This is a genomic window from Pseudomonas sp. B13(2017), assembly GCF_002113245.1.
Lineage (GTDB): Bacteria > Pseudomonadota > Gammaproteobacteria > Pseudomonadales > Pseudomonadaceae > Aquipseudomonas > Aquipseudomonas putida_Z.
On record NZ_NEJX01000007.1, the window covers coordinates 19024 to 44679 of the forward strand.

Here is a 25656-nt window from a genome sequence, read left to right on the forward strand (position 1 = left end):
ACTTTGCACAACAAAGCCGACCGGCCGCAACCCTTCATGGCTGGCTTATGGAGACTCGTAATGACTCGGATCGCTCACGCTGGCGACAACAGCACCGAACGCCGTCTGCAAGCCGAACGCCTGGTTGGCGCCGCGGCCCTGCAGGAAGCCCAGGCCCTGCGCTACAAAGTGTTCAGCGCCGAATTCAAGGCCAAGCTCAAAGGAGCCGAGCAAGGCCTGGACATGGACGACTACGACGTGCACTGCCGCCACATTGGCGTACGCGACCTGAGCACCGGCGAGCTGGTTGCCACCACCCGCCTGCTCGACCATCAGGCCGCCAGCAGCCTGGGCCGCTTCTATAGCGAAGAAGAATTCAGCCTGCACGGCCTGTTGCAGCTGCAGGGCCCGATCCTGGAGCTGGGCCGCACCTGCGTAGCCCCCGATTACCGCAACGGCGGCACCATCGCCGTGCTCTGGGGCGAACTGGCCGAAGTGCTCAACGAAGGCCGCTACAGCTACCTGATGGGCTGCGCCAGCATCCCGATGCAGGATGGCGGGGTGCAGGCCCACGCGGTGATGCAGCGCCTGCGTGACCGCTACCTGTGCACCGAGCACCTGCGCGCCGAGCCGAAGAACCCGTTGCCCAACCTGGCCCTGCCGAACAACGTCATCGCCGAAATGCCACCGTTGCTCAAGGCGTACATGCGCCTGGGCGCGAAGATCTGCGGCGAGCCGTGCTGGGACGAAGACTTCCAGGTGGCCGATGTGTTCATCCTGCTCAAGCGCGACGAACTGTGCCCACGCTACGCCCGCCACTTCAAGGCAGCGGTCTGATGCCGAAGCTGCGGGTAATGGCCCGCCTGACTCGACTGCTGCTGGTACTGCTGCTGGGCATGCTGATGGCCAGTGTGATCGCCCTGGGCGAACGCCTGGGGTTCAAGGCGCCCATCGAGCGCCGCCAGCGCTGGACCTGCCTGTTCATGAAGCGCCTGGTCGCGGCCCTGCCCTTCGATGTGCGGGTGGTCGGCGAGCTGCCGCAGCGGCCGATGCTGTGGGTCAGCAACCACGTGTCCTGGACCGATATCCCGCTGCTCGGCATGCTGCTGCCGCTGTCGTTCCTGTCCAAGGCCGAAGTGCGCCACTGGCCGGTGGCCGGCTGGCTGGCGGAAAAGGCCGGCACCCTGTTCATCCGCCGCGGCGGGGGCGACAGCCAGCGCCTGCGTGAACAGATCGCCGGGCAGCTGGGCCTTGCCCGGCCGCTGCTGATCTTCCCGGAAGGCACCACCACCAGCGGCCGTACCCTGCGCACCTTCCATGGTCGCCTGCTGGCAGGCGCCATCGACCGTGGCGTGGCGGTGCAGCCGGTCGCTATCCAGTACCTGCGCGATGGCCAGATTGACCCGATTGCACCGTTCATTGGTGACGATGACCTGGTGTCGCACCTGATTCGCCTGTTTGCCCTGCCGCGGGGCGAGGTATGCATTCACCTGCTACAGCCGATCGGCAGCGTGGGCAAGGAGCGAGCGGTGCTGGCGTTGCAGGCGCAGCAGGCGATTCACCTGGCGTTGTTCGGGGTTGAAGAAGTTGAGCTGGCGCCACGGCGGCAAGCACGGGCTGCCTGAATTCTTGCACTGCCAGTACCGGCCTCTTCGCGGGCTTGCCCGCTCCCACAGAGACCGCGCATATCTTGAGAACTGCGCCAACCTGTGGGAGCGGGCAGGCCCGCGAAGAAGCCAGCGCAGGACTAACTGCCAGACAACCGGCCAGCCGCTGCAAACGCCTGCAACTGTGGATAAAACTCCCTGAAGTCCGCCAGCAATGGCTCATACAGCCGCTCCAGCTCCCCCATCACCCCAACCATCCCCTCCGGCCGCGACAAGCGCCGGGCAATGCCGTTGAACACCTGCTCCAGCGTGGCAAAGTCGCCATACGCCCCCAGCCAGTCATCCGCCGCCATGAACGGCGCAATCCGCGCCAGCCGCCCCGGCAACTCGGGCTCCGCCAGCAACACCCGATAAAAGTCCCCGGTGAACTGCGCCAGCGGCTGCTCGGCATAATCCCGCCAATGCCGGGCCAGGCAATGGTCGAAAAACACATCCAGAACAATGCCGGCAAAGCGCCGCCGCTCCCGCGGAAAGCGCGCCAGTGCCGCCAGCACCAACGGGTGCTGGTCGGTATAGCTGTCGATATGCCGGTGCAGCCGGATGGCCGCCTCCAGCGCAGGCGGGAAGCGCCCTTCCAGCGAGCCTTTGACGAAGTCGCCATACAGGCTGCCAAGCAGTTGTTGCGGCGCCGGGCCGCCGAGGTGCAGGTGTGCGAGGTAGTTCATGAGCGCAGTCTAGCACCGCAGCCCCTATATCGTTATAACGCGATATAGCGATTCGTGCTCAGCTCAGAACCTCTTCATATTTGTATATCGGTAATCCACGATTTACATTTCGCCCTATCGCGATATACCGCTACAACGAGCCTCAACCCATGCCTCTCGATCTCGACGAAATCATAAAAGCGCTGGCCCACCCGGTCAGGCGAGAAATCCTCAGCTGGCTGAAGGACCCGGCAACGCAATTCCCCGACCAGTACCACAGCACCGAGAACGGTGTGTGTGCCGGGCAGATCGACCAACGCTGCGGCCTGTCGCAGTCGACCGTCTCCGCCCACCTGGCCACGCTGCAGCGCGCCGGGCTGATCAGCAGCCAGAAGATCGGCCAATGGCACTTCTTCAAACGCAACGAAGCCACTATCCAGGCGTTTCTCGAACAACTGCGCCAAGCACTCTGAACAGGCAGGTAACCGTCATGACCACGCTTTTCGATCCGATCACCCTGGGCGACCTGCAACTGCCCAACCGCATCATCATGGCCCCGCTCACCCGCTGCCGGGCCGACGAAGGCCGCGTGCCCAATGCGCTGATGGCCGAGTACTACGTGCAGCGCGCCAGCGCCGGGCTGATCCTCAGCGAGGCGACCTCGGTCAGCGCCATGGGCGTCGGCTACCCGGATACCCCTGGTATCTGGAACGACGAGCAAGTGCGTGGCTGGAACAATGTGACCAAGGCCGTGCATGCCGCTGGCGGGCGCATCTTTCTGCAGCTGTGGCACGTTGGCCGCATCTCCCACCCCAGCTACCTGAACGGCGAGCTGCCGGTTGCCCCCAGCGCGATCCAGCCCAAGGGCCATGTAAGCCTGGTGCGCCCGCTCAGCGACTACCCCACCCCACGCGCGCTGGAAACCGAAGAAATCATCGACATCGTCGAGGCCTACCGCAGCGGTGCCGAGAATGCCAAGGCTGCCGGTTTCGATGGCGTGGAGATCCACGGTGCCAACGGCTACCTGCTCGACCAGTTCCTGCAGAGCAGCACCAACCAGCGCACCGACCGCTACGGCGGCTCGCTGGAAAACCGTGCGCGGCTGCTGCTGGAAGTGACCGATGCGGCCATCGAGGTGTGGGGCGCAAACCGCGTGGGCGTGCACCTGGCGCCGCGTGCCGATGCCCATGACATGGGCGATGCCGACCGTGCCGAAACCTTTACCTACGTGGCCCGTGAGCTGGGCAAGCGGGGTATTGCCTTCATCTGCTCGCGGGAAAAGGAAGCCGATGACAGTATCGGCCCGCTGATCAAGGAAGCGTTCGGTGGCCCGTACATCGTCAATGAGCGGTTTGACAAGGCCAGTGCCAATGCAGCCCTGGCCAATGGCAAGGCCGACGCCGTGGCGTTTGGCGTGCCGTTCATTGCCAACCCTGACCTGCCGGCGCGGCTGGCGGCGGATGCGCCGTTGAACGAGGCGCGGCCGGAGACTTTCTATGGCAAGGGGCCGGTGGGGTACATCGATTATCCGCGGTTGTGATTCAGGGCCATTCGCGGGCACGCCCGCTCCCACAGGGTCAGCACAATCCTCAAGCTTGTCGCTGTACCTGTGGGAGCGGGCGTGCCCGCGAAGAAGGCTCAGGTGATCTCACGGCCGGGCATTGATCTGCTGCTGCAGGTTCTGGATCTGGCTCTGCAAGGTATTCAGGTTGCGGGTCGTCTGCGCCCGGAAGGCGTCGAATTCCTGCACCGAAGCACCACTGGACGCCGCCGCGGCCGGGCGGTTGTCGATCTGGCTCTTGAGCACCAGGATGTCCTGCTCCAGGTCCTGGATGGCCGCGCTCGGGTTACCCTGCTTCTTCAGCGCTGCCACCTCGTTGCCCAGGCTCTTGAGCTGCCCGTCCAGCTTGGCGCCATCAGCCTGCGCGGCCTTCAGCGCAGCAACCTGTTCGTTCAGGCCCTTGAACTGCGTATCCAGCTTGCCACCATCGACCTGCCCCGAGCGCAACGCGGCCAGCTCGCCATTCACCGCCTTGAGCTGCGCCTGCAACTGGGTTTGCAGCTGGGTCACGACCTTCTGCTGTTCACGGGTATCGGCCAGTACCTGCTCCAGGCGCTTGCCCAGGTCGCCGGTCTGCCCGGCCACACCCTTCTGCAACTGGCGCAGCTGCAGCTTCAACGCCTCGCTGTTGGTAGTGGCGCCGGATTCGCTGGCTGCCACCTTGCCGCTGATCGCCTGCAGGCGCCCGGCAGCCTCTTCGCTGATGCGGGCGAAGCTTTCCTGGGTCGCCACCAGTTGCTGCTCCATCAGCGAGATCTGCTGGAAGCTCCACCAGCCAAGGCCCGCCAAGGCGATGAACGAGGCCCCGAGCAATGCCCACAGCGGCGCCGTGCTGGCACCGCGAGCGGCTTTCTGGCGGCTGCGCACCACGTGCGCCGGCATCAGTTCGTCATCGTCATGGGTGCCGGCCCGCAGGCTAGGCACGTCATCGTAGTCATCGTGAGCATGGTTACGCATGGATACATTCAACCGCGGTAGTCGCAAAGAGGCACGAGTATAAACCGCCAGCGCAGCGCGTTGATGACCATTGTCAGCCGAGAGGCTTCACTGCCCCGGCGGCTGGTGCTTCCACCAGGCACAGAATTCATCCAGCGCCGTCCACAGGCTGACCTTGGGCTGGTAGTCCAGGTACTGCCGGGCGCGGCTGATATCCAGGGTGAAATCGCGGCTCATCACCTGCATCCCCAGGCGCGACAGGGTCGGTTGCGGGCGCCCCGGCCACAACATGCAGGCCGCCTCGTTCAGCGCGGCCAGGCTGTAGGCCAGGCCGTAGGAACGGTAGCGGGTAACCTGCGGCAACTGCATCTGGCGCATCACGTAGTTGACCACGTCCCACAGCGGCAGCGGCTGGCCGTTGCTGATGTTATAGGCCTGGCCCAGCGCCCGGTCGTCGGCGAACAGGGCACTGAGCAGCGCTTCGTTGAGGTTGTGCACGCTGGTGAAATCGACTTTGTTCAGGCCGTTGCCGATGATCGCCACACGCCCCTTGCGCTGCATCTGCATCAGCCGCGGGAAGATACTGGCATCGCCGGCGCCAGTGACGAAGCGCGGGCGCAGCGCCAGCACCTCGAGGCCGAACTCCTGGGCACCGAACACTTTCTGCTCGGCCATGTGCTTGGTCTGCCCGTAGTGGTCATGGAAGCGGCGCGGCACCTGCTCTTCCCGGATGTCCAGGCGCGAGCGGCCATTGAAGTAGATCGACGGCGACGACAGGTGTACCAGCCGCCGTACGTGCTCCTTCAAGCAGCCCTCGACCACGTTTTCGGTGACCACCACATTGCCTTGATAGAAGTCCTGGTAGCGCCCCCAGTTGCCCACTGCGCCAGCGCAGTGCACCACCGCCTCGACGCCCTGGCACAGGCGGCGTGCCAGCTCGGCATCACCCAGGTCGCCGGGGATGAACTGGGCGCCGCGCTTGACCAGGTGCTCGACCCCTTCGGCTCGACGGCCGCTGACCCGCACGTCCAGGCCCTGCTCCAGGGCAAAGCGCGCAAAGCGCCCGCCAATGAAGCCACTCGCGCCGGTGACCAGAATTCGCATGTAAGACTCCGTCTTGCCAGATTTCAGATGCAACTGACGCCAGCCGTGGCTACAAGGGCACCAGCCATTGCCGTGCGGTGTGCCGCAGGTGGTCGGTCAGTTGCGCGAGCAGTTGCCCGCCATTGCGCCAATGATGCCAGTACAGCGGCACATCGATGGGGGTATCGCTGCAGATTTCCACCAACTGGCCGCTGGCCAGTTGCTCGCGAGCCTGCAGTTCCGGCACCAGGCCCCAGCCCAGGCCGGCTTCGGTCATGCGCAGGAAGCCTTCGGACGACGGGCACAAGTGGTGCAGGAAGCCATCCTCGATGCCCAGCGATGCCAGGTAGCGGTGTTGCAGGAAGTCGTCCGGGCCGTACACGATCGCCGGGGTACGGGCCAGGCGGCTGGCAGCGAAGCCCTGCGGAAAATGCCGCGCCATGAACCCGGGGCTGGCCAGCGCCCGGTAGCGCATGGCGCCCAGCGGCAGGCTGCGCGCGCCGGCGACCGGCCGCTCGCTGCCACACAGGCAGGCCGCCACTTCGCCCGCACGCATGCGTTTCAGGCCCACTTCCTGGTCTTCCACCACCAGGTCGGTCAGCACGTTCTGCTGTGCGCAGAAGTTGCCCACTGCGCCGGCCCACCAGGTAGCCAGGCTGTCGGCGTTGAGGGCGATGCGCAGGCGCTCCGGCATGCCCTCCTCGTCCAGCGCCGGCACCTGGCGCTGCAGGTCGCGTTCGAGCAGGCGCACCTGCTGCACATGGTTGAGCAACTGGCGGCCGACTTCGGTCGGGCTTGGCGGTGTGGCACGCACCAGCACCGGCTGGCCGACCCGCGCCTCGAGCAGCTTGATGCGCTGGGAGATGGCCGACTGCGACAAGCCCAGCACCTGCGCCGCGCGTTCGAAACCGCCCTGCTCGATCACCGCGGCAAGGGCGGCCAGCAGCTTGTAGTCGAACATCGATTTTCCTAATGACGGATCAGCTCTATTTGTTTTTCTTATACAGCGTGGTTCATCACAATGACCAGCATCTTTTGGACTCTTTGGAGAGCACGCCATGTGGCAAAGCTATCTCAACGGCATGCTCGTGGCCTTCGGCCTGATCATGGCCATCGGTGCACAGAACGCTTTCGTCCTCGCCCAGAGCTTGCGCCGCGAGCATCATTTGCCGGTGGCGGCACTGTGCATCGTCTGTGACGCCATCCTGGTGGCGGCCGGAGTGTTCGGCCTGGCCACCGTGCTGGCGCACAACCCGACGTTGCTGGCGGTCGCCCGCTGGGGCGGTGCGGTGTTCCTGATCTGGTACGGCGCCAAGGCTTTGCGCAGCGCCTGCTCCAGGCAGAGCCTGCAACACCAGCAAGGCCAGGGTGCGCGCTCACGCCGCGCGGTACTGCTCAGCGCCCTGGCGGTGACCCTGCTGAACCCGCACGTATACCTCGACACGGTGCTGCTGATCGGCTCGCTGGGCGCCCAGCAGGCTGCGCCTGGCGCCTACGTGGCCGGCGCTGCCAGCGCCTCGCTGCTGTGGTTCTCGACCCTGGCGATCGGTGCGGCCTGGCTGGCACCGTGGCTGGCCCGGCCGGCGACCTGGCGCATGCTCGACCTGATGGTGGCGGTGATGATGTTCGCGGTGGCGGCGCAGTTGATCTTCAACTGACCTCAAGGGCCCTATCGCCGGCAAGCCAGCTCCCACAGGGATATCACCAGGCCTGAGGTCGGTGATATCCCTGTGGGAGCTGGCTTGCCGGTGATGAGGCCCTTGCAGGCAATAGCTGACGCCACTGGTCGGCACGCCCCAACCGCTCTGGAACCTCTATTCCCTATCTTTGTTGCGTGGTTATGCGCCGGGCCCGGTGCTATGATCCAGCCCTTGCGTCGCAAAGAGTACAAACTCGCCGACGCTCATCGGGCCGCCCGTGATCGGCCTTGCGCAAACCGCAAACAGACCTGAATCAGGAGATCCACCATGGCTTTTGAATTGCCGCCGCTGCCGTACGCCCACGATGCCCTGCAGCCGCACATCTCCAAGGAAACCCTGGAGTATCACCACGACAAGCACCACAACACCTATGTCGTGAACCTGAACAACCTGGTCCCAGGCACCGAATTCGAAGGCAAGACCCTGGAAGAGATCGTCAAGAGCTCTTCGGGCGGCATCTTCAACAACGCCGCTCAAGTCTGGAACCACACCTTCTACTGGAACTGCCTGGCACCAAACGCCGGTGGCCAGCCGACCGGTGCCCTGGCTGACGCCATCAACGCCGCTTTCGGTTCCTTCGACAAGTTCAAGGAAGAGTTCACCAAGACTTCGGTTGGCACCTTCGGTTCCGGCTGGGGCTGGCTGGTGAAGAAGGCTGACGGTTCCCTGGCCCTGGCCAGCACCATCGGCGCCGGCTGCCCGCTGACCAGCGGCGACACCCCGCTGCTGACCTGCGACGTCTGGGAACACGCCTACTACATCGACTACCGCAACCTGCGTCCGAAGTACGTCGAGGCGTTCTGGAACCTGGTCAACTGGGCCTTCGTTGCCGAACAGTTCGAAGGCAAGACCTTCAAGGCCTGAGTCATTCAGCCCTGAACGAAAAACCCGGCCCGGTGCCGGGTTTTTTTATGCCTGTACCGGCCTCTTCGCGGGTGAACCCGCTCCCACAGGTACGGCGCAGCTTGTGGACTTGATGCTATCCCTGTGGGAGCGGGTTTACCCGCGAAAAAGCCAGCACGGTTTTGCTTGCTCAGCCCGCATAGCACGCTAACATCAAACCTCTGGAAGATTGTTACAGCGCATTCAAGTTGCGGGGTCAGGCAACCGATACACTATTGATGGTCGGCCGATAGTGTATCGTCATCGTTGATGGCAAAATGATGCCATGCGCATGGATTAAGGAAACCCCATTGAAGCTGGAATTGCGGAACAGCTTGTCGGTCAAGTTGCTCAGGGTCGTGCTGCTGTCGGCGCTAGCGGTCGGTGTCGTGCTCAGCTGTGCGCAAATCGTCTACGACACCTACAAGACCCGCCAGGCCGTGAACAACGATGCCCAGCGCATCCTCGACATGTTCCGCGACCCCTCGACCCAGGCGGTATACAGCCTCGACCGCGAAATGGGCATGCAGGTGATGGAAGGCCTGTTCCAGGACGAATCGGTACGCATGGCCTCCATCGGCCACCCCAACGAAACCATGCTGGCGGAAAAGTCCCGCCCGTTGCAGGACATGTCCATGCGCTGGCTGACCGACCTGATCCTCGGCCAGGAACGTACCTACACCACGCAACTGGTCGGCCGCGGCCCCTACAGCGAATACTACGGCGACCTGAGCATCACCCTGGACACCTCGTCCTACGGCGAAGATTTCCTGATCAACGCCGTGATCATCTTCATCTCCGGTGTGCTGCGGGCCCTGGCCATGGGCCTGGTGCTGTACCTGGTCTACCACTGGCTGCTGACCAAACCGCTGTCGAAGATCATCGAGCACCTCACCCAGATCAACCCCGACCGCCCCAGCCAGCACCAGCTGCCGCTGCTCAAGGGCCACGAGAAGAACGAGCTGGGCCTTTGGGTAAATACCGCCAACCAGTTGCTGGCCTCGATCGAGCGCAACACCCATCTGCGCCACGAGGCGGAAAACAGCCTGCAACGCATGGCCCAGTACGACTTCCTCACCGGCCTGCCCAACCGCCAGCAGCTGCAGCAGCAACTGGACAAGATCCTGGTCGACGGCGGCCGCCTGCAACACCGCGTGGCGGTACTGTGCGTAGGCCTGGACGACTTCAAGGGCATCAACGAGCAGTTCAGCTACCAGGTCGGCGACCAGTTGCTGCTGGCCTTGGCCGACCGCCTGCGCGCCCACAGTGGCCGCCTGGGCGCCCTGGCACGCCTGGGTGGTGACCAGTTCGCCCTGGTGCAGGCCAATATCGAGCAGCCCTACGAGGCGGCCGAACTGGCGCAGAGTATCCTCGACGACCTGGAAGTGCCGTTCGACCTCGACCACCACCAGCAGATCCGCCTGCGCGCCACCATCGGCATCACCCTGTTCCCGGAAGACGGCGACAGCACCGAGAAGCTGCTGCAGAAAGCCGAACAGACCATGACCCTGGCCAAGGCCCGTTCGCGCAACCGCTACCAGTTCTACATCGCCAGCGTCGACAGCGAGATGCGCCGCCGTCGCGAGCTGGAAAAGGACCTGCGCGAAGCCCTGCCGCGCAACCAGCTGTACCTGGTGTACCAGCCACAGATCAGCTACCGCGACCACCGCGTGGTCGGTGTCGAGGCATTGCTGCGCTGGCAGCACCCGGAGCTGGGCATGGTGCCGCCAGATCAGTTCATCCCCCTGGCTGAACAGAACGGCAGCATCATCAGCATCGGCGAATGGGTGCTCGACCAGGCCTGCCGGCAATTGCGCGAATGGCACGACATGGGCTTCAGCGAGCTGCGCATGGCGGTCAACCTGTCGACCGTGCAGCTGCACCACAACGAACTGCCGCGGGTGGTCAACAACCTGCTGCAGGCCTATCGCCTGCCGCCGCGCAGCCTGGAGCTGGAAGTCACCGAGACCGGCCTGATGGAAGACATCAGCACCGCCGCCCAGCACCTGCTGAGCCTGCGCCGCTCCGGAGCACTGATTGCCATCGACGACTTCGGCACCGGCTACTCATCGCTCAGCTACCTGAAATCGCTGCCGCTGGACAAGATCAAGATCGACAAGAGCTTCGTCCAGGACCTGCTGGACGACGATGACGACGCCACCATCGTTCGCGCCATCATCCAGCTGGGCAAGAGCCTGGGGATGCAGGTGATCGCCGAGGGCGTGGAAACCGCCGAACAGGAAACCTACATCGTCGCCCAGGGCTGCCACGAGGGCCAGGGCTACCACTACAGCAAGCCGCTGTCGGCCCGTGAGCTGACCAACTTCCTCAAGCAGGCACAGCGAAACCAGGTTTCGATGTTCTGAGCCGCCTGCCCGGTTACAGGCCGTGACCGGCATTTACACGAATTGCATGCCCGCCCCCTTTACAGCAAATGCAAATCTTTCGCATGATGTTGCGGTTTCGCGTGCCACGGCGCACGGTCCACCCCTTGGTCCAACCACACGACGCAGGAAAACCAATAATGATTCGAATGCCTCTGGCCTCCGCCAGTCTGCTGGCCATTGCCATCGCTCTCGCCGGTTGCGGTGAAGGCAAGGACGACAAGGCCGCCGCGCCGCAAGCCCAGGCACCTGCTGCCGCCAGCACCACCGCTGCGGCGCCCGGGGCTGTCGACGAAGCCGCCGGCAAAGCCGTGGTCAAACATTACGCCGAGCTGGTCTACGCCGTGTACAGCGACTCGCTGAGCACCGCCAAGACCCTGCAGACCGCAGTCGACGCGTTCCTGGCCAAGCCCAACGACGAAACCCTGAAGGCAGCCAAAGAAGCCTGGGTCGCCTCGCGCGTACCGTACCTGCAGAGCGAAGCCTTCCGCTTCGGCAACACCATCATCGACGACTGGGAAGGCCAGGTGAACGCCTGGCCGCTGGACGAAGGCCTGATCGACTACGTCGACAAGAGCTATGAGCACGCCTTGGGCAACCCGGCGGCCAACGCCAACATCATCGCCAACACCGAGATCCAGGTGGGCGAAGAGAAGATCGACGTCAAGGACATCACCCCCGAGAAGCTGGCCAGCCTGAACGAACTGGGCGGCTCCGAGGCCAACGTCGCCACCGGCTACCACGCCATCGAGTTCCTGCTCTGGGGCCAGGACCTGAACGGCACCGGCCCGGGCGCGGGCAACCGTCCGGCGTCGGACTACCTGGAAGGCAAGGGCGCCACCGGTGGCCACAATGAGCGCCGCCGTGCCTACCTGAAAGCGGTCACCGACCTGCTGGTCAAGGACCTCGAAGAGATGGTCGGCAACTGGGCACCGAACGTCGCCGACAACTACCGCGCCAAGCTGGAAGCCGAGTCGGTCAACGACGGCCTGCGCAAGATGCTGTTCGGCATGGGCAGCCTGTCGCTGGGCGAACTGGCTGGCGAACGCATGAAGGTTTCGCTGGAAGCCAACTCGCCGGAAGACGAGCACGACTGCTTCAGCGACAACACCCACTACTCGCACTTCTACGACGCCAAGGGCATCCGCAACGTCTACCTGGGCGAGTACACCCGCCCGGACGGCAGCAAGGTGACCGGCCCGAGCCTGTCGTCGCTGGTGGCCAAGGTAGACCCGGCCGCCGACGCCACCCTCAAGGCCGACCTGGAAGCCACCGAAGCCAAGATCCAGGTGATCGTCGACCACGCCCTCAAGGGCGAGCACTACGACCAGCTGATCGCTGCCGACAACGCAGCCGGCAACCAGATCGTGCGTGACGCCATCGCCTCCCTGGTCAAGCAGACCGGTGCGATCGAGCAGGCCGCGGGCAAGCTGGGCATTGCCAACCTGAACCCGGATACCGCGGATCACGAGTTCTGATCCTGCTGTAGAGGTTCTGAAAGAGGCGGCCTTCGGGTCGCCTTTTTTGCTTCCGGCCCTATCGCCGGCAAGCCAGCTCCCACAGGGCTCAAGGGCTGTGAAGTACCTGTGGGAGCTGGCTTGCCGGCGATAGGGCCCGACCAGGCAACCACAGACCATGGCCAACTGACACCGATTTCATCCAGCAATTGCAAATTGCTCTTATTCAAACTCCCTCACCCTGCTAAGCTTGCACGCCGGTTTTTCGCTCACGCCCAGGATTCTCGATGTCCTTGTCGCTGTCCCGACTCTCCCCCCTGCTGCTGGCCTTTGCCCTCGCCGCCTGTGACGACGCCCCGCGTTTCACCCAGGCCGAGCCCGGCGAAGCGTTGTCGGGCGGCAAAGCCACCGTGCAGCGCACTGACCGCAATGCCTATTCCCTGCCCTCGGCCAACCTCTCGCCCGAGCGGCGCCTGGACTTCGCCGTAGGCAACAGCTTCTTCCGCAACCCCTGGGTGATCGCCCCGTCCACCACCACCGCCCGTGACGGCCTGGGCCCGCTGTTCAACACCAATGCCTGCCAGAACTGCCACGTGCGCGACGGCCGCGGCCACCCGCCAGAGCCGGGCGACAGCAACGCCGTATCGATGCTGGTACGCCTGTCGATCCCCGACCAGCCCTACCTGGCCAAGGTGGTCGAACGCCTCGGCGTGGTGCCGGAGCCGGTCTATGGCACCCAGCTGCAGGACATGGCCATCCCCGGCGTGACGCCGGAAGGCAAGGTGCGGGTGAGCTACACCAGCGAAACGGTGTCGTTCGAGGACGGCCACCAGGTCGAGCTGCGCAAGCCGGCCCTGCAGATCACCCAACTCGGCTATGGCGTGATGCACCCCGACACGCGCTTTTCGGCGCGGGTGGCGCCGCCAATGATCGGCCTGGGCCTGCTCGAAGCCATCCCCGAAGCCGATCTGCTGGCCAACGAAGACCCGGATGACCGCAACCGCGACGGCATCCGCGGCCGGGCCAACCGGGTGTGGGACGACGCCCAGGGCAAGACCGTGGTCGGCCGCTTCGGCTGGAAGGCCGGGCAGCCCAACGTCAACCAGCAGAACGTGCACGCCTTTGCCGGCGACATGGGCCTGACCACCACCCTGCAGCCCAACGACGACTGTACCCCGGCGCAGGCCGACTGCCTGGCCGCGCCCAACGGGGACGGTGCCAATGGCGAGAAGGAAGTCAGCGACAACATCCTGCGCCTGGTCACCTTCTACACCCGCAACCTGGCCGTGCCGGCCCGCCGCGACGTGGGCTCGCCGCAGGTACTGGCAGGCAAGAACCTGTTCTACCAGGCCGGCTGCCAGGGCTGCCATACACCGCAGTTCACCACCGCCGCCAATGCCGCCGAGCCGGAGCTGGCCAACCAGCTGATCCGTCCCTACAGCGACCTGCTGCTGCATGACATGGGCCCGGGCCTGGCCGACGAGCGCACCGAATTTGCCGCCAACGGCCAGGACTGGCGCACCCCGCCACTGTGGGGCATCGGCCTGAGCGAAACGGTCAGTGGCCACAGCCAGTTCCTGCACGACGGCCGCGCCCGCAACCTGCTCGAAGCCGTGCTCTGGCACGGTGGCGAGGCCGAGGCGGCACGCAATTTCGTACTCACTTTCAATGCCGAGCAGCGTGCCGCGTTGCTGGCTTTCCTGAACTCACTTTAAAAAGCGCAAAGGAGCCGGGCATGTTCCGACCCAAACTGTTGTTCACCAGCCTCGCCGCACTCGCCCTCGGCGCCTGCTCGCCGCAGGACCCGCAAGCCGTGACCTCCGCTGCCATCGCCAAGCAGGTGATCCTGCCCACCTACAGCCGCTGGGTCGAAGCCGACCGCACGCTGGCCGCCAGCGCCCTGGCCTACTGCGAAGGCAAGGAAACCCTGGACAAGGCCCGTGCCGACTTCCTCAACGCGCAAAAGGCCTGGGCCGAGCTGCAACCGCTGCTGGTCGGCCCGCTGGCCGAAGGCAACCGCGCCTGGCAGGTACAGTTCTGGCCCGACAAGAAGAACCTGGTCGGCCGCCAGGTCGAGCAGCTGGTCAACGCCGACCAGCCGGTCGATGCCGCGGCCCTTGGCAAGGCCAGCGTGGTGGTACGTGGCCTGTCGGCCTACGAGTACATCCTGTTCGACAGCAAGCCGGACATCGCCACAGCCGAGCAGAAAGCTCGCTACTGCCCGTTGCTGGTGGCCATTGCTGAACACCAGAAGGCCCTGGCCGAAGAGATCCTCAAGGGCTGGAACAGCACCGACGGCATGCTCTCGCAGATGACCAAGTTCCCCAACCAGCGCTACGCCGACTCCCACGAGGCCATCGCCGACCTGTTGCGCGCTCAGGTCACCGCCCTGGACAGCCTGAAGAAAAAGCTCGGTGCGCCGATGGGCCGCCAGAGCAAGGGTATCCCGCAGCCACTGCAGGCCGAAGCCTGGCGCAGCCACAGCTCGCTCAAGAGCCTGGAGGCCAGCCTCAAGGCCGCCGAAGCGGTCTGGGTCGGGGTCGACAACCAAGGCCTGCGCGGCTTGCTGTCCAGCGATCAGAAAGCCCTGGCGGACAAGATCGATGCCGCCTACGCTGCCTCGCTCAAACTGCTGGCCGCCAACCAGAAGACCCTGGGCGAGCTGCTGGCCGACGACGCCGGCCAGCAAACCCTGAACCAGATCTACGACAGCCTCAACGCCGTCCACCGCCTGCACGAAGGCGAGCTGGCCAAGGCGTTGAACATCCAGCTGGGCTTCAATGCCAACGACGGTGACTGATCATGCTGCGACGCCAGGCCCTCAAACTCGGTAGCGTATTGCTCAGCGCCCTCACCCTGGGCGGCTGGAGCCTGTTCCGCAACAAAGGCAGCGAGCCCCTGCTGCTGTCGGCGCGTGACGACGGCGACGGCAAGCACTATGCGGTCGGGTTCCGCCTGGACGGCACCCAGGTGTTCAGCACCCAGGTCGCCCAACGTTGCCATGCCATCATCCATCACCCGGACCTGCCGATCGCCCTGTTCGTCGCCCGCCGTCCCGGCACCGAAAGCTACCTGGTCGACCTGCGCGACGGGCGCCTGCTGCAGACCGTCACCTCGCAGCCGAACCGGCACTTCTACGGCCACGCGGTCATCCACAAAGGTGGCGAATGGCTGTATGCCACCGAGAACGACACCACCGACCCGGGGCGTGGCGTACTCGGTGTGTACCGCTTCGAAGGCGAGCGCCTGGTGCACAGCGGGGAGATTCCGACCCACGGTATCGGCCCGCACGAAGTGGCCTGGCTGCCGGACGGCGAAACGCTGATCGTGGCCAACGGCGGTATCCGCACCGAAGCCGAAAGCCGGGTGGAGATGAACCTCGACGCCATGGAACCGAGCCTGGTGCTGATGCAGCGCGACGGTACCCTGCTGAGCAAGGAAACCCTGGCCCAGCAGATGAACAGCGTGCGCCACCTGGCGGTAGGCAGCGATGGCACCATCGCCGCCTGCCAACAGTTCATGGGTGATGCCGATGAAACCGCAGAGCTGCTGGCGATCAAGCGCCCGGGCGAGCCGTTCAAGGCCTTCCCGGTGCCGGAGCGGCAGTTGCAGGCCATGGCCCAGTACACCGCCAGCGTGGCTATCCACAGCGAGCTGCGGCTGGTGGCGCTGACCGCGCCACGGGCCAACCGCCTGTTCGTCTGGGACCTGGACAGCGGCGCGGTGCGGCTGGATGCGCCAATGCCCGATTGCGCGGGGGTGGGCGCGGTACAGGACGGCTTTGTCGTCACCTCCGGGCAGGGCCGTTGCCGGTTCTATGATTGCCGCAAGGCCGAGCTGGTCGGGCAACCGATGAACCTGCCGTCCGGTTTCTGGGACAACCACCTGCATCTGGTCTGATTTTTCTGCTGCCTTCACCGGCCTCTTCGCGGGCACGCCCGCTCCCACAGGGACCGCGCAACCCACTGACTGCGCGGTTCCTGTGGGAGCGGGCGTGCCCGTGAAGAAGCCGGCCCAGGCATTCCACTCCCCTTCCCCCAAAAAACAGTCAATACTTCCCCCATCCACACGTGGGCAGGATCGCCCGTTGTCGTGTCTAAGCGAATAACAACCGCATCCAAGGAACCGGACTATGCTGCGCCGCCGCATGCTCATCATGTTGGCCGTGGTTCTGCTGATCGTGCTGGCCCTGGGGGGCTACAAAGCCTTTTCGATCTACCAGCAGATCCAGATGTTCACTGCCCCCAAGCCGCCTATCACCGTGGCGGCCGCCTTGGCCGAACAGCGCCCGTGGCAAGAGCGCCTGCCCGCCGTCGGCAGCCTCAAGGCGCTACAGGGCGTGGAGCTGAGCCTGGAGGTGGAAGGTATCGTCAAGGCCCTGCACTTCGACTCGGGCCAGCAGGTCAAGGCCGGGCAACTGTTGCTGCAACTCAACGACGACCAGGAAACCGCCCTGCTCGGCACCGCCCAGGCTGACCTGGGCCTGGCCAAGGTCGATTTCGGCCGTGGCAGCCAGCTGGTCGGCGACTCGGCCATCTCCCGCGGCGAGTTCGACCGCCTCACCGCCCAGTACCGGCGCAACCAGGCGGTGGTCGACCAGCTCAAGGCATCGAAGACCAAGAAGAGCATCAGCGCCCCGTTCAGCGGCACCATCGGCATTCGCCAGGTGGACGTCGGCGACTACCTGGCCGCCGGCACGGTGATCGCCACCCTGCAGGACACATCCAGCCTCTACGTCGACTTCAACGTACCGGAACAGGCCCTGCCGCACCTCAGCCTGGGCCAGCAGGTGCTGGTGCAGGTGGCCGCCTACCCGGGCCAGACCTTCCCCGCCAGCCTCAGCGCCATCAACCCCAAGGTCGAGGAAACCACGCGCAACCTGCTGGTGCGCGCGACCATGGCCAACCCGGACGGCAAGCTGCTGCCGGGCATGTTCGCCAGCCTGCTGATCCTGCTACCCAACCCGCAGCCACAAGTGGTAGTGCCGGAAAGCGCCATCACCTACACCCTGTATGGCAACTCGGTGTACGTCGCCACGCCGAAAAAGGACAAGGACGGCAAGCCGGAAAACGACGACAAGGGCCAGCCGCAGCTCACCGCCGAGCAGCGCACGGTGCAGACCGGCGAGCGCCGTGACGGCGTGGTGGTGGTCAGCAAGGGCCTGCAGGCCGGGGAACAGGTGGTCACCGCCGGCCAACTGAAGCTCACCCCCGGCGCCGCGATCCGCATCGGCCAGGACAAAGCCCTCAAGCCCGCACAGGGCGCGCCGGGCAAGGACTGACAGGAGGCTGGCATGGCGTTCACCGACCCGTTCATCCGCCGACCGGTGCTGGCCAGCGTGGTCAGCCTGCTGATCCTGCTGCTGGGCTTCCAGGCCTGGAACAAGCTGCAGATCCGCCAGTACCCGCAAATGGAAAACGCCCTGATCACGGTGACCACCGCCTACCCCGGCGCCAACGCCGAGACCATCCAGGGCTATATCACCCAACCGCTGCAGCAAAGCCTGGCCAGCGCCGAAGGCATCGACTACATGACCTCGGTGAGCCGGCAGAACTTCTCGATCATTTCCATTTACGCCCGCATCGGCGCCGACAGCGACCGGTTGTTCACCGAACTGCTGGCCAAGGCCAACGAAGTGCGCAACAAGCTGCCCCAGGACTCGGAAGACCCGGTACTGAGCAAGGAAGCCGCCGATGCCTCGGCGCTGATGTACATCAGTTTCTACAGCAAGGAGATGAGCAACCCGCAAATCACCGACTATCTGTCACGGGTGATCCAGCCCAAGCTGGCGACCCTGCCGGGCATGGCCGAAGCGGAAATCCTCGGCAACCAAGTTTTCGCCATGCGCATCTGGATCGACCCGGTGAAACTGGCAGGCTATGGCCTGTCGGCCACCGACGTGACCAATGCCGTGCGCCGCTACAACTTCCTTTCCGCGGCCGGCGAGGTGAAGGGCGAATACGTGGTCACCAGCATCAACGCCAGCACCGAGCTGAAGTCGGCCGAGGCGTTCGCCGCCCTGCCGGTCAAGACCAGTGGCGACAGCCGCGTGCTGCTGGGCGATGTGGCACGGGTCGAGATGGGGGCGGAAAACTACGACACGGTCAGCTCGTTCGACGGCACCCCATCGGTGTACATCGGCATCAAGGCCACACCGGCCGCCAACCCGCTGGATGTCATCAAGGAAGTGCGGCGCATCATGCCCGAGCTGGAAAGCCAGCTGCCCTCGGCACTGAAGGTATCGATCGCCTACGACGCCACGCTGTTCATCCAGGCCTCCATCGACGAAGTGATCAAGACCCTCGGCGAAGCGGTACTGATCGTCATCGTGGTGGTGTTCCTGTTCCTCGGTGCCCTGCGTTCGGTGCTGATCCCGGTGGTAACCATTCCGCTGTCGATGATCGGTGTGCTGTTCTTCATGCAGATGATGGGCTACTCGCTCAACCTGCTGACCCTGCTGGCCATGGTGCTGGCCATCGGCCTGGTGGTGGACGACGCGATTGTCGTGGTGGAGAACATCCACCGGCACATGGAAGAAGGCAAGTCACCGTTCGACGCCGCCCTCGAGGGCGCCCGCGAAATCGCCATGCCGGTGGTGTCGATGACCATCACCCTGGCGGCGGTGTATGCACCGATCGGCTTCCTTACCGGGCTCACCGGCGCGCTGTTCAAGGAGTTTGCCCTGACCCTGGCCGGTGCGGTGATCATCTCCGGCATCGTTGCCCTCACCCTGTCACCGATGATGTGCGCGCTGCTACTGCGCCAGGAACAGAACCCCAGCGGTCTGGCCCACCGCCTGGACATGCTGTTCGAACGCCTGAAGGTGCGCTACCAGCGCCTGCTGCACACCACCCTCGACAGCCGGCCTGTAGTGCTGGTGTTTGCCGTGATCATCCTGTGCCTGATTCCGGTACTGCTGAAGTTTACCCAGAACGAACTGGCGCCCAACGAGGACCAGGGGGTGATCTTCATGATGAGCAGTTCGCCGCAGCCGGCCAACCTTGATTACCTCAACGCCTATACCGACGAATTCACCCCGCTGTTCAAGGCTTTCCCCGAGTACTACTCATCGTTCCAGATCAACGGTTTCAATGGCGTGCAGACCGGCATCGGCGGCTTTCTGCTCAAGCCCTGGAACGAGCGCGAGCGCACGCAGATGGAGCTGCTGCCGCTGGTGCAGAGCAAGCTCGAGGAAATCAGCGGCCTGCAGATCTTCGGCTTCAACCTGCCGTCGCTGCCCGGCACCGGCGAGGGCCTGCCATTCCAGTTCGTCATCAACAGCGCTGGCGACTACCCGGCACTGCTGGATGTGGCCCAGCGCATCAAGGCCCGCGCCCAGGAATCCGGCAAGTTCGCCTTCCTCGACATCGACCTGGCCTTCGACAAGCCCGAGGTGGTGGTGGATATCGACCGGGCCAAGGCGGCGCAGATGGGGGTTTCGATGGACACCTTGGGCAGCACCCTTGCTACCTTGCTGGGCGAGGCGGAAATCAACCGCTTCACCCTCGAAGGCCGCAGCTACAAGGTGATTGCCCAGGTCGAGCGGCCGTACCGCGACAACCCCGGCTGGCTGAACAACTACTACGTGAAGAACGACCAGGGCCAGCTGCTGCCACTATCCACCCTCATCACCCTCACCGACCGCGCCCGCCCGCGCCAGCTCAACCAGTTCCAGCAGCTGAACTCGGCGATCATCCAGGGCGTGCCCATGGTCAGCCTGGGCGAGGCGCTGCAGACCGTGCAGGGCATCGCCCGCGAAGAGGCTCCGGAAGGCTTCGCCTTCGACTATGCCGGCGTGGCGCGCCAGTACGTACAGGAAGGCAGCGCGCTGTGGGTGACCTTCGGCCTGGCGTTGGCGATCATCTTCCTGGTGCTGGCGGCGCAGTTCGAAAGCTTCCGCGACCCGCTGGTGATTCTGGTGACGGTGCCGTTGTCGATCTGTGGCGCGCTGTTGCCGCTGTTCCTGGGCGTATCGAGCATGAACATCTACACCCAGGTCGGGCTGGTGACGCTGATCGGGCTGATCAGCAAGCACGGCATCCTCATTGTCGAGTTTGCCAACCAGTTGCGTGAGGAGCGCGGCCTGAGCGTGCGCGAGGCGATCGAGGAAGCCGCGGCGATTCGCCTGCGGCCGGTGCTGATGACCACGGCGGCAATGGTGTTCGGCATGGTGCCGCTGATCCTGGCGACCGGGGCGGGGGCGGTCAGCCGCTTCGACATCGGTACGGTGATTGCCACCGGGATGTCGATCGGCACGCTGTTTACCCTGTTCGTGTTGCCTTGTATCTACACCCTGCTGGCGCACAAGGCGGTTGCCAGGGAAACATCGGTTGCCTGAACCGGCCTCTTCGCGGGCTCGCCCGCTCCCACAGGTGCGGCACCAGTTTCAGGACCGGAGTCATACCTGTGGGAGCGGGCAAGCCGCGAAGAGGCCGGCAAGGCATTTCCATCTCCACAGGTGCGGCACCAGTTTCAGGACCGGTGCCATACCTGTGGGAGCGGGCAAGCCCGCGAAGAGGCCGGCAAGGCAGATGCAAAAATGCCAGAGGCCCCGCAATCGCGAGGCCTCTGGCATTTCCATCTACACCGGGTTCAACCGAACGGCCGCAACCCCTGGCGCATGCCGAACAGGAACAGCAACAGGTCCTGATCCGGCGCGGCCTCGGCCTGTTGCTGCGGTTTCACATCCCGCGGCAACGCGCACTGGTCGGCCAGTTCGGCCTTGCTGAACACTGTCGGCCTCGGCTCTTCCCACGCAGCCACCGCCGCGGTGGTCACCGCCAGGCCAGCTACCAGGAACAAAGCTCGAGCTATTTCTAGTTTCATTGCCCTAACCCTTTGACAGCGCTGCCAAACGCCATCTGGTAAAAGTAGAGCAGTGTTTGCCATTCCGCGTCATTGATCGACGAATGGCGACGCAGCTGGCGCAGGTCATTGCCCGCCGCGCGCTGGCAGCTGATGCGCCGCCGGCATTTTTCCAGGTCCAGCAGGGCGACCTCGACCCGGGCCTGCTCGCCCTCGCCAATCACCTTGATGAACACGTGCTTGCCATACAGGCAGCCGTGCTGCCAGTGCCCCAGGTGCATGCGCGCCAGGTTGTCCGCCAGGTCCTTGAGCATGCGCTCATGCACCACCTGCGGGTAACGCTCGCGGGCACCTTCGGCATGCCAGGTGTCGAGTTCGACGAAGCCGTCGAGTGCTTCGCTCACCAGCAGCGCACGCCACTGCTGGTCGGCACCACGCTCGGCGCCACAGAAGACGATGCGCGGTACACGTACGCCCAGTTGCTCGAAGCTGTTCAACGCATCGAGTTCACGCAATACCGTCGGCCGGCCGAAAGGGTGCAGCAGGCTACGGTAGATATGCCCGACCTGGCGCTTGGCATACAGCAACTTGCCATTGCCATCGTCGAGGCGTTGCACACCACTCTCGCCACCACGGCGCTGGTTAGGCTCCTCGACCCACTCGCCCTGCTGGCGCCAGTAAAAATCGAACCGCGACTCCCCTCTCTGGGCTACAGCCATCAAACACTACCCCTTACGCAATACATATACCCGCCACATGGCATAGAACGGCAGGAAGTCGAGGCGTTCCTGGATTCTGAAGCCGGCGGCTCGGAATTCTTCTTCGACCGTGTCGGCCGGTAACACAAAACGGTTCTGGTAATTGTCCTGGTCGCCCTTTCTGGCGCTGCGACGCTGTTCCAGTTTTTTCCGGCGCCAGGCCTTGAAGTTACCATCCACCCACAATGACAGGATCACACTATCACGGCTAACCCGTTGAAATTCCGAAAGAATGGTCTTTCTGTGCGCCGCTTCGCCAATGTGGTGGAACAGGCGCATGCAGAAAATGCTGTCCACCGAGTTGTCCGGCAAGTCGATGGCAAATGCCGAAGTCTGCAAAGGGCGTACCCGTGCAACCACCTCTGGCGCTTGCGCGGTACAGGCTGTCTCGATCATCGCTTCGGAGTTGTCGGCGCCGATGATCACCCGGTTGGGCTTTTCTGCCAGCAATGGCCAGAAGCGGCCGGCACCGCATGGCAGGTCGAGGACTAGCCCAGGCTCACCAGCCAATGCCAAGGCGCGACGCGCCAGCTGCTCATCACGCTTGTGGGAAAGGCGTCGCGCCAGGCCATCCTGGTGCTTGAGAAAGTACTCGCGCGCATGTTCTTTGTCGTACTTCTCGGAAAATTCAAGCTTGATGGGGCTACGCATTGGGCATCTCCTGACTCCATTCCGCCCACATTAGGTAAGCAAGCGTAGGAATCAGGTCATGCCGATGTGAAAAATATGTTGAGCGCCGAATGACCTGTTACAACAGATTACTCGACCAAAGCCTCCGGGTCGCCCTTGGCCGCGGTATTGCTCAGGTCCACCATGAAACGGCAGCCGTGCGGCAAGGTCGAGGTCAGGGTGACATGCCAGCCCTGGTCGTCGCAGATCCGCTGTACCAACGACAGGCCCAGGCCCAGGCCCTCGCCGCGCCGCTCGTCGCCGCGCACGAACGGCCGGAACATCGCCTCGCGCTGCTCCTCCGGGATACCTACACCGCTATCCTCCACGCTGAAGCCGTTGGCTTCCAGGCTCAGGCGGATGTAGCCGCTGTCGGTGTAGTGCGCGGCATTGCGCAGCAGGTTGCCCATCACCGATTGCAGGAAGGTGGCGTTGTACAGCACCGGGCTGGCACTGACGCGACCATCGAAATACAGGGCCAGGCCCTTTTGCTCGATGGTGTCGCGCCAGACCCCGACCAGTTCGTCCGCCACTTCCCGCAGGGTGGCCCGCGAAGCCACGGCGCCCTCGTCGCGCTGTGCCCGGGCCAGCATCAGGAAGGTCTTGACCAGTTCGCGCATTTCTTCCGTGGCCCGCGCCACGCGCTCCACCTGGCTGCGCGAGCGGGCGTCCAGCGTCGGGTTTTCCATCAGCAGTTCGCACGAGGTGGCCAGCACCATCAAGGGCGTGCGCAGTTCATGGCTGACATCGCTGGTGAACAACCGTTCGCGGGTCAGCGCATCGCGCAGGCGGCCCAGGGTATCGTCGAAGGCTACCGCCAGCTGGCCGACTTCGTCCGCGGCATAGTCCGGCGCCAGCGGCGGGGCCAGGCCCAGCAACTGATCACGGTGGCGTACCTGGCGCGCCAGGCGGATCACCGGCGCCATCACTCGGCGCGCCACCAGCCAGCCGAGGATGGCCGCCAGCACCAGGCTGAGCAGGAAGCCCACCACCACCACCGCGAACAGCACGCGCTCGCGTTCCTCGAAGTCGCTCTGGTCCTGCAGCAGCACATAGCGGCGGCCATCGACGATCTCGACCATGGCGTGGTACGACAGCTGATCGCGGAATACCTCGTGGAAGCCGCGGTCGAGGTGGCGCAGGTCCTTGGGCAGCTCGAAGTCGTCACGCCCGCCGCTGAAGTAGAACAGCTGGTCGGGGCGTGGCCGGTGGCTCCAGTCGCTGACGCTGTCCATGCGCAGCAGGCGTTGCAGGTCACCGCCCAGCACCGAGGAAATCAGCCGCTCTTCGACCAGGTGCACGGTGCCGACGATGCCGAAGGCGAAGGCCCCGGCCACCAGCGCGCTCATCAGGGCAAAGGCGATGATGATGCGCTGGGCAAGGCTTTGCTTAAACTCCATCACGGCCCTCGGCGAGGCGATAGCCGACGCCATGGACGGTATGCAGCAACGGTTTTTCGAACGGCTTGTCGATCACCTGGCGCAGCTGGTGCACATGGCTGCGCAGGCTGTCGCTGTCAGGGCAGTCATCGCCCCACAGGGCTTCTTCCAGCACTTCGCGACGCAATACGTGCGGGCTCTTCTGCATCAGCACCGCCAGCAGCTTGAGGCCGACCGGGTTGAGCTTGAGCAAGCGGCCCTGGCGGGTGACTTCGAGGGTGTCGAGGTCATAGCTGAGGTCGGCCACCTGCAAGGTGCGGCGCCCGCCGCCTTGGGCCCGGCGCAGCACCGCTTCGATGCGGGCGGCCAGCTCCGACAGGGCGAAGGGCTTGAGCAGGTAATCGTCGGCACCGGAGCGGAAGCCTTGCAGGCGGTCGTCCAGTTGGTCGCGGGCGGTGAGCATGATCACCGGCGTATCGCGGCGGGCGTCTTCGCGCAGGCGCTTGCACAGGGTGTAGCCGTCGATGCCCGGCAACATGATGTCAAGCACGATCAGGTCGTAGTGCTCGGTGGCAGCCAGGTGCAGGCCGGACAGGCCATCCTGGGCGCAGTCGACGGTGTAGCCCTTCATGCCCAGGTAATCGGCCAGGTTGGCCAGGATATCGCGGTTGTCTTCAACCAAAAGAATGCGCATCGGTTTCTCCTGTGCGGCGCTTCTCGCTGTGGTGCGCGGCAGGCGCAGCTTAAGGCCTATGCCTGCAGGGTGCCAGCCCCAGGGAAAATTCAGCGCACTTGACGGTTTTTTCACTGATCCTTCACGGACACAGGATAGCGGGCGGCCGACAATGCCCGTTCTTTTTCGCGCCCTGGAGCCGTCATGCAGCAACCAACCCGCCCTCGCCCGATCAATTTCTGGCTGTACCTTGGGCTACCCCTGGCGACCGCGCTTGGCTTGATCCTGCTGGAACTGACCTCGGTCGACATGGACATTGCCAACCTGTTCTTCGACCCTGCTGCCGGGCAATTCATCGGCCGCCACAGCTATTTGCTGGAGAACATCCTGCATGACCGGGTCAAGCAGGGGGTGATCCTGCTGGGGGTGATGTCACTGGTGACCTTTGCTGCCAGCTTCTTCTGGAAGCGCCTGTTCGGCTGGCGCCGTGAGCTGGGCTGCCTGGTGCTGGCACTGGGCCTGTCCACGGCGTTTGTCACACCGCTGAAGAAAGTGACCCAGGTGCAATGCCCGTGGAGCCTGACCCAGTTTGGCGGGAAGGAAACCTACAGCAAGCTGCTGGAGCCGCGGCCGGCGACCGACAAGCCCGGGCTGTGCTGGCCGGGCGGGCATGCCGCCACCGGGTTCTGCCTGTTCGGGCTGTTCTTCATGTTGCGTGATCGCAAGCCGAGGCTGGCGCGGGTCGCGTTGGCGGTGGCCTTAGTGGCCGGGTCGGTGCTTTCGCTGGGGAGGATGATGCAAGGGGCGCACTTTCTTTCGCACAACGTGTGGACGGCGGTGTTCTGCTGGTTGATCGGCTTGGGGTCGTATTACCTGGTTCTGTATCGTCGGGGAATGGCTGAGGTGCCTGCTGCCGAGCGTAGCGTCGCCTGAACCAGGGGCCGCTTTGCGGCCCTTTCGCCGGCAAGCCAGCTCCCACAGGTACAGCGCAAGTCCCAGTGTTGGCGCAATCCTGTAGGAGCGGCCTTGTGTCGCGATGGGCTGCAAAGCAGCCCCAATGGCCCTCACAGGAAAACAAA

General features: G+C 64.4%; 23 protein-coding genes. 14 read left to right on the plus strand and 9 right to left on the minus strand.

Going from position 1 to position 25656, the window contains the following annotated elements; translation table 11 throughout:
- The first annotated feature begins 60 nt into the window (after positions 1-60).
- Positions 61-816, plus strand: a complete 756-nt coding sequence (olsB, locus tag CAG44_RS11465; protein ID WP_015271672.1) for an L-ornithine N(alpha)-acyltransferase — start codon at positions 61-63, stop codon at positions 814-816.
- A complete protein-coding gene (locus CAG44_RS11470) occupies positions 816-1604 on the plus strand; it encodes a lysophospholipid acyltransferase family protein (RefSeq protein ID WP_085692166.1) in 789 nt (262 codons plus the stop codon). The genes olsB and CAG44_RS11470 overlap by 1 nt, the downstream gene beginning before the upstream one ends.
- A gap of 122 nt (positions 1605-1726) precedes the next feature.
- On the opposite strand, the gene CAG44_RS11475 is transcribed toward CAG44_RS11470, so the two are convergent.
- Positions 1727-2311: an ACP phosphodiesterase gene (locus CAG44_RS11475; protein WP_085592081.1), complete on the minus strand. Its 585-nt coding sequence runs from the start codon at positions 2309-2311 to the stop codon at positions 1727-1729.
- Positions 2312-2460: 149 nt separating this feature from the next.
- Here CAG44_RS11475 and CAG44_RS11480 point away from each other — a divergent pair, with 149 nt between their 5' ends.
- Both CAG44_RS11480 and CAG44_RS11485 read left to right on the plus strand, forming a co-directional pair.
- Positions 2461-2763: a helix-turn-helix transcriptional regulator gene (locus CAG44_RS11480; RefSeq protein ID WP_003258229.1), complete on the plus strand. Its 303-nt coding sequence runs from the start codon at positions 2461-2463 to the stop codon at positions 2761-2763.
- Positions 2764-2780: 17 nt separating this feature from the next.
- Positions 2781-3830, plus strand: a complete 1050-nt coding sequence (locus CAG44_RS11485) for an alkene reductase (RefSeq protein WP_013974072.1) — start codon at positions 2781-2783, stop codon at positions 3828-3830.
- A gap of 108 nt (positions 3831-3938) precedes the next feature.
- Here CAG44_RS11485 and CAG44_RS11490 read toward each other — a convergent pair whose 3' ends face one another.
- The 3 genes from CAG44_RS11490 to CAG44_RS11500 form a co-directional block, all read right to left on the minus strand.
- A complete protein-coding gene (locus tag CAG44_RS11490) occupies positions 3939-4808 on the minus strand; it encodes an ATPase (protein ID WP_085664401.1) in 870 nt (289 codons plus the stop codon).
- 87 nt (positions 4809-4895) lie between these two features.
- Positions 4896-5891: an NAD(P)-dependent oxidoreductase gene (locus tag CAG44_RS11495; protein WP_085614284.1), complete on the minus strand. Its 996-nt coding sequence runs from the start codon at positions 5889-5891 to the stop codon at positions 4896-4898.
- 49 nt (positions 5892-5940) lie between these two features.
- Positions 5941-6831 carry a LysR family transcriptional regulator ArgP gene (locus tag CAG44_RS11500; RefSeq protein WP_054573319.1) on the minus strand — a complete coding sequence of 297 codons (891 nt, stop codon included), beginning with the start codon at positions 6829-6831 and terminating at the stop codon, positions 5941-5943.
- A gap of 97 nt (positions 6832-6928) precedes the next feature.
- On the opposite strand from CAG44_RS11500, the gene CAG44_RS11505 reads away from it, so the two are divergent.
- From CAG44_RS11505 to CAG44_RS11545, 9 genes are all read left to right on the plus strand, one after another.
- Positions 6929-7528, plus strand: coding sequence for a LysE/ArgO family amino acid transporter (locus tag CAG44_RS11505; RefSeq protein ID WP_085592088.1), 600 nt, complete (start codon positions 6929-6931; stop codon positions 7526-7528).
- A gap of 309 nt (positions 7529-7837) precedes the next feature.
- Positions 7838-8434 (plus strand): superoxide dismutase, encoded by a 597-nt coding sequence (locus tag CAG44_RS11510; RefSeq protein ID WP_013974076.1) that lies wholly within the window; start codon positions 7838-7840, stop codon positions 8432-8434.
- Between the two features lie 329 nt (positions 8435-8763).
- Positions 8764-10818, plus strand: a complete 2055-nt coding sequence (locus CAG44_RS11515) for a bifunctional diguanylate cyclase/phosphodiesterase (protein ID WP_085592090.1) — start codon at positions 8764-8766, stop codon at positions 10816-10818.
- Positions 10819-10976: 158 nt separating this feature from the next.
- A complete protein-coding gene (locus CAG44_RS11520) occupies positions 10977-12314 on the plus strand; it encodes an imelysin family protein (protein ID WP_085692167.1) in 1338 nt (445 codons plus the stop codon).
- Positions 12315-12580: 266 nt separating this feature from the next.
- Positions 12581-14008, plus strand: a complete 1428-nt coding sequence (locus tag CAG44_RS11525) for a di-heme oxidoredictase family protein (protein WP_025340521.1) — start codon at positions 12581-12583, stop codon at positions 14006-14008.
- Between the two features lie 20 nt (positions 14009-14028).
- On the plus strand, positions 14029-15093 hold the full coding sequence (locus CAG44_RS11530; RefSeq protein ID WP_085692168.1) for an imelysin family protein: 1065 nt from the start codon (positions 14029-14031) through the stop codon (positions 15091-15093).
- Between the two features lie 2 nt (positions 15094-15095).
- A complete protein-coding gene (locus CAG44_RS11535; protein ID WP_013974083.1) occupies positions 15096-16193 on the plus strand; it encodes a DUF1513 domain-containing protein in 1098 nt (365 codons plus the stop codon).
- A gap of 232 nt (positions 16194-16425) precedes the next feature.
- Positions 16426-17574 carry an efflux RND transporter periplasmic adaptor subunit gene (locus tag CAG44_RS11540; protein WP_075046245.1) on the plus strand — a complete coding sequence of 383 codons (1149 nt, stop codon included), beginning with the start codon at positions 16426-16428 and terminating at the stop codon, positions 17572-17574.
- A gap of 12 nt (positions 17575-17586) precedes the next feature.
- Positions 17587-20631 carry a multidrug efflux RND transporter permease subunit gene (locus CAG44_RS11545; RefSeq protein WP_085692169.1) on the plus strand — a complete coding sequence of 1015 codons (3045 nt, stop codon included), beginning with the start codon at positions 17587-17589 and terminating at the stop codon, positions 20629-20631.
- Positions 20632-20885: 254 nt separating this feature from the next.
- Here the strand turns inward: CAG44_RS11545 and CAG44_RS11550 are convergent, their stop codons facing one another.
- The 5 genes from CAG44_RS11550 to colR form a co-directional block, all read right to left on the minus strand.
- Positions 20886-21119 carry a hypothetical protein gene (locus tag CAG44_RS11550; protein WP_085592097.1) on the minus strand — a complete coding sequence of 78 codons (234 nt, stop codon included), beginning with the start codon at positions 21117-21119 and terminating at the stop codon, positions 20886-20888.
- The gene (locus CAG44_RS11555; protein ID WP_025340526.1) at positions 21116-21817 is read right to left on the minus strand and encodes a lipopolysaccharide kinase InaA family protein; all 702 of its coding nucleotides are present in this window, start codon (positions 21815-21817) and stop codon (positions 21116-21118) included. The genes CAG44_RS11550 and CAG44_RS11555 overlap by 4 nt, the downstream gene beginning before the upstream one ends.
- Positions 21818-21823: 6 nt before the next feature.
- The gene (locus tag CAG44_RS11560) at positions 21824-22507 is read right to left on the minus strand and encodes a class I SAM-dependent methyltransferase (protein WP_025340527.1); all 684 of its coding nucleotides are present in this window, start codon (positions 22505-22507) and stop codon (positions 21824-21826) included.
- A gap of 107 nt (positions 22508-22614) precedes the next feature.
- Complete coding sequence (locus CAG44_RS11565) at positions 22615-23925, minus strand: HAMP domain-containing sensor histidine kinase (RefSeq protein ID WP_085592102.1); 1311 nt, start codon at positions 23923-23925, stop codon at positions 22615-22617.
- Positions 23915-24598: a two-component system response regulator ColR gene (colR, locus tag CAG44_RS11570; protein WP_003255215.1), complete on the minus strand. Its 684-nt coding sequence runs from the start codon at positions 24596-24598 to the stop codon at positions 23915-23917. Before colR ends, CAG44_RS11565 begins: the two co-directional genes overlap by 11 nt.
- 183 nt (positions 24599-24781) lie before the next feature.
- On the opposite strand from colR, the gene CAG44_RS11575 reads away from it, so the two are divergent.
- Positions 24782-25510 (plus strand): phosphatase PAP2 family protein, encoded by a 729-nt coding sequence (locus CAG44_RS11575; RefSeq protein WP_085592104.1) that lies wholly within the window; start codon positions 24782-24784, stop codon positions 25508-25510.
- The last annotated feature ends 146 nt before the right edge of the window (positions 25511-25656 follow it).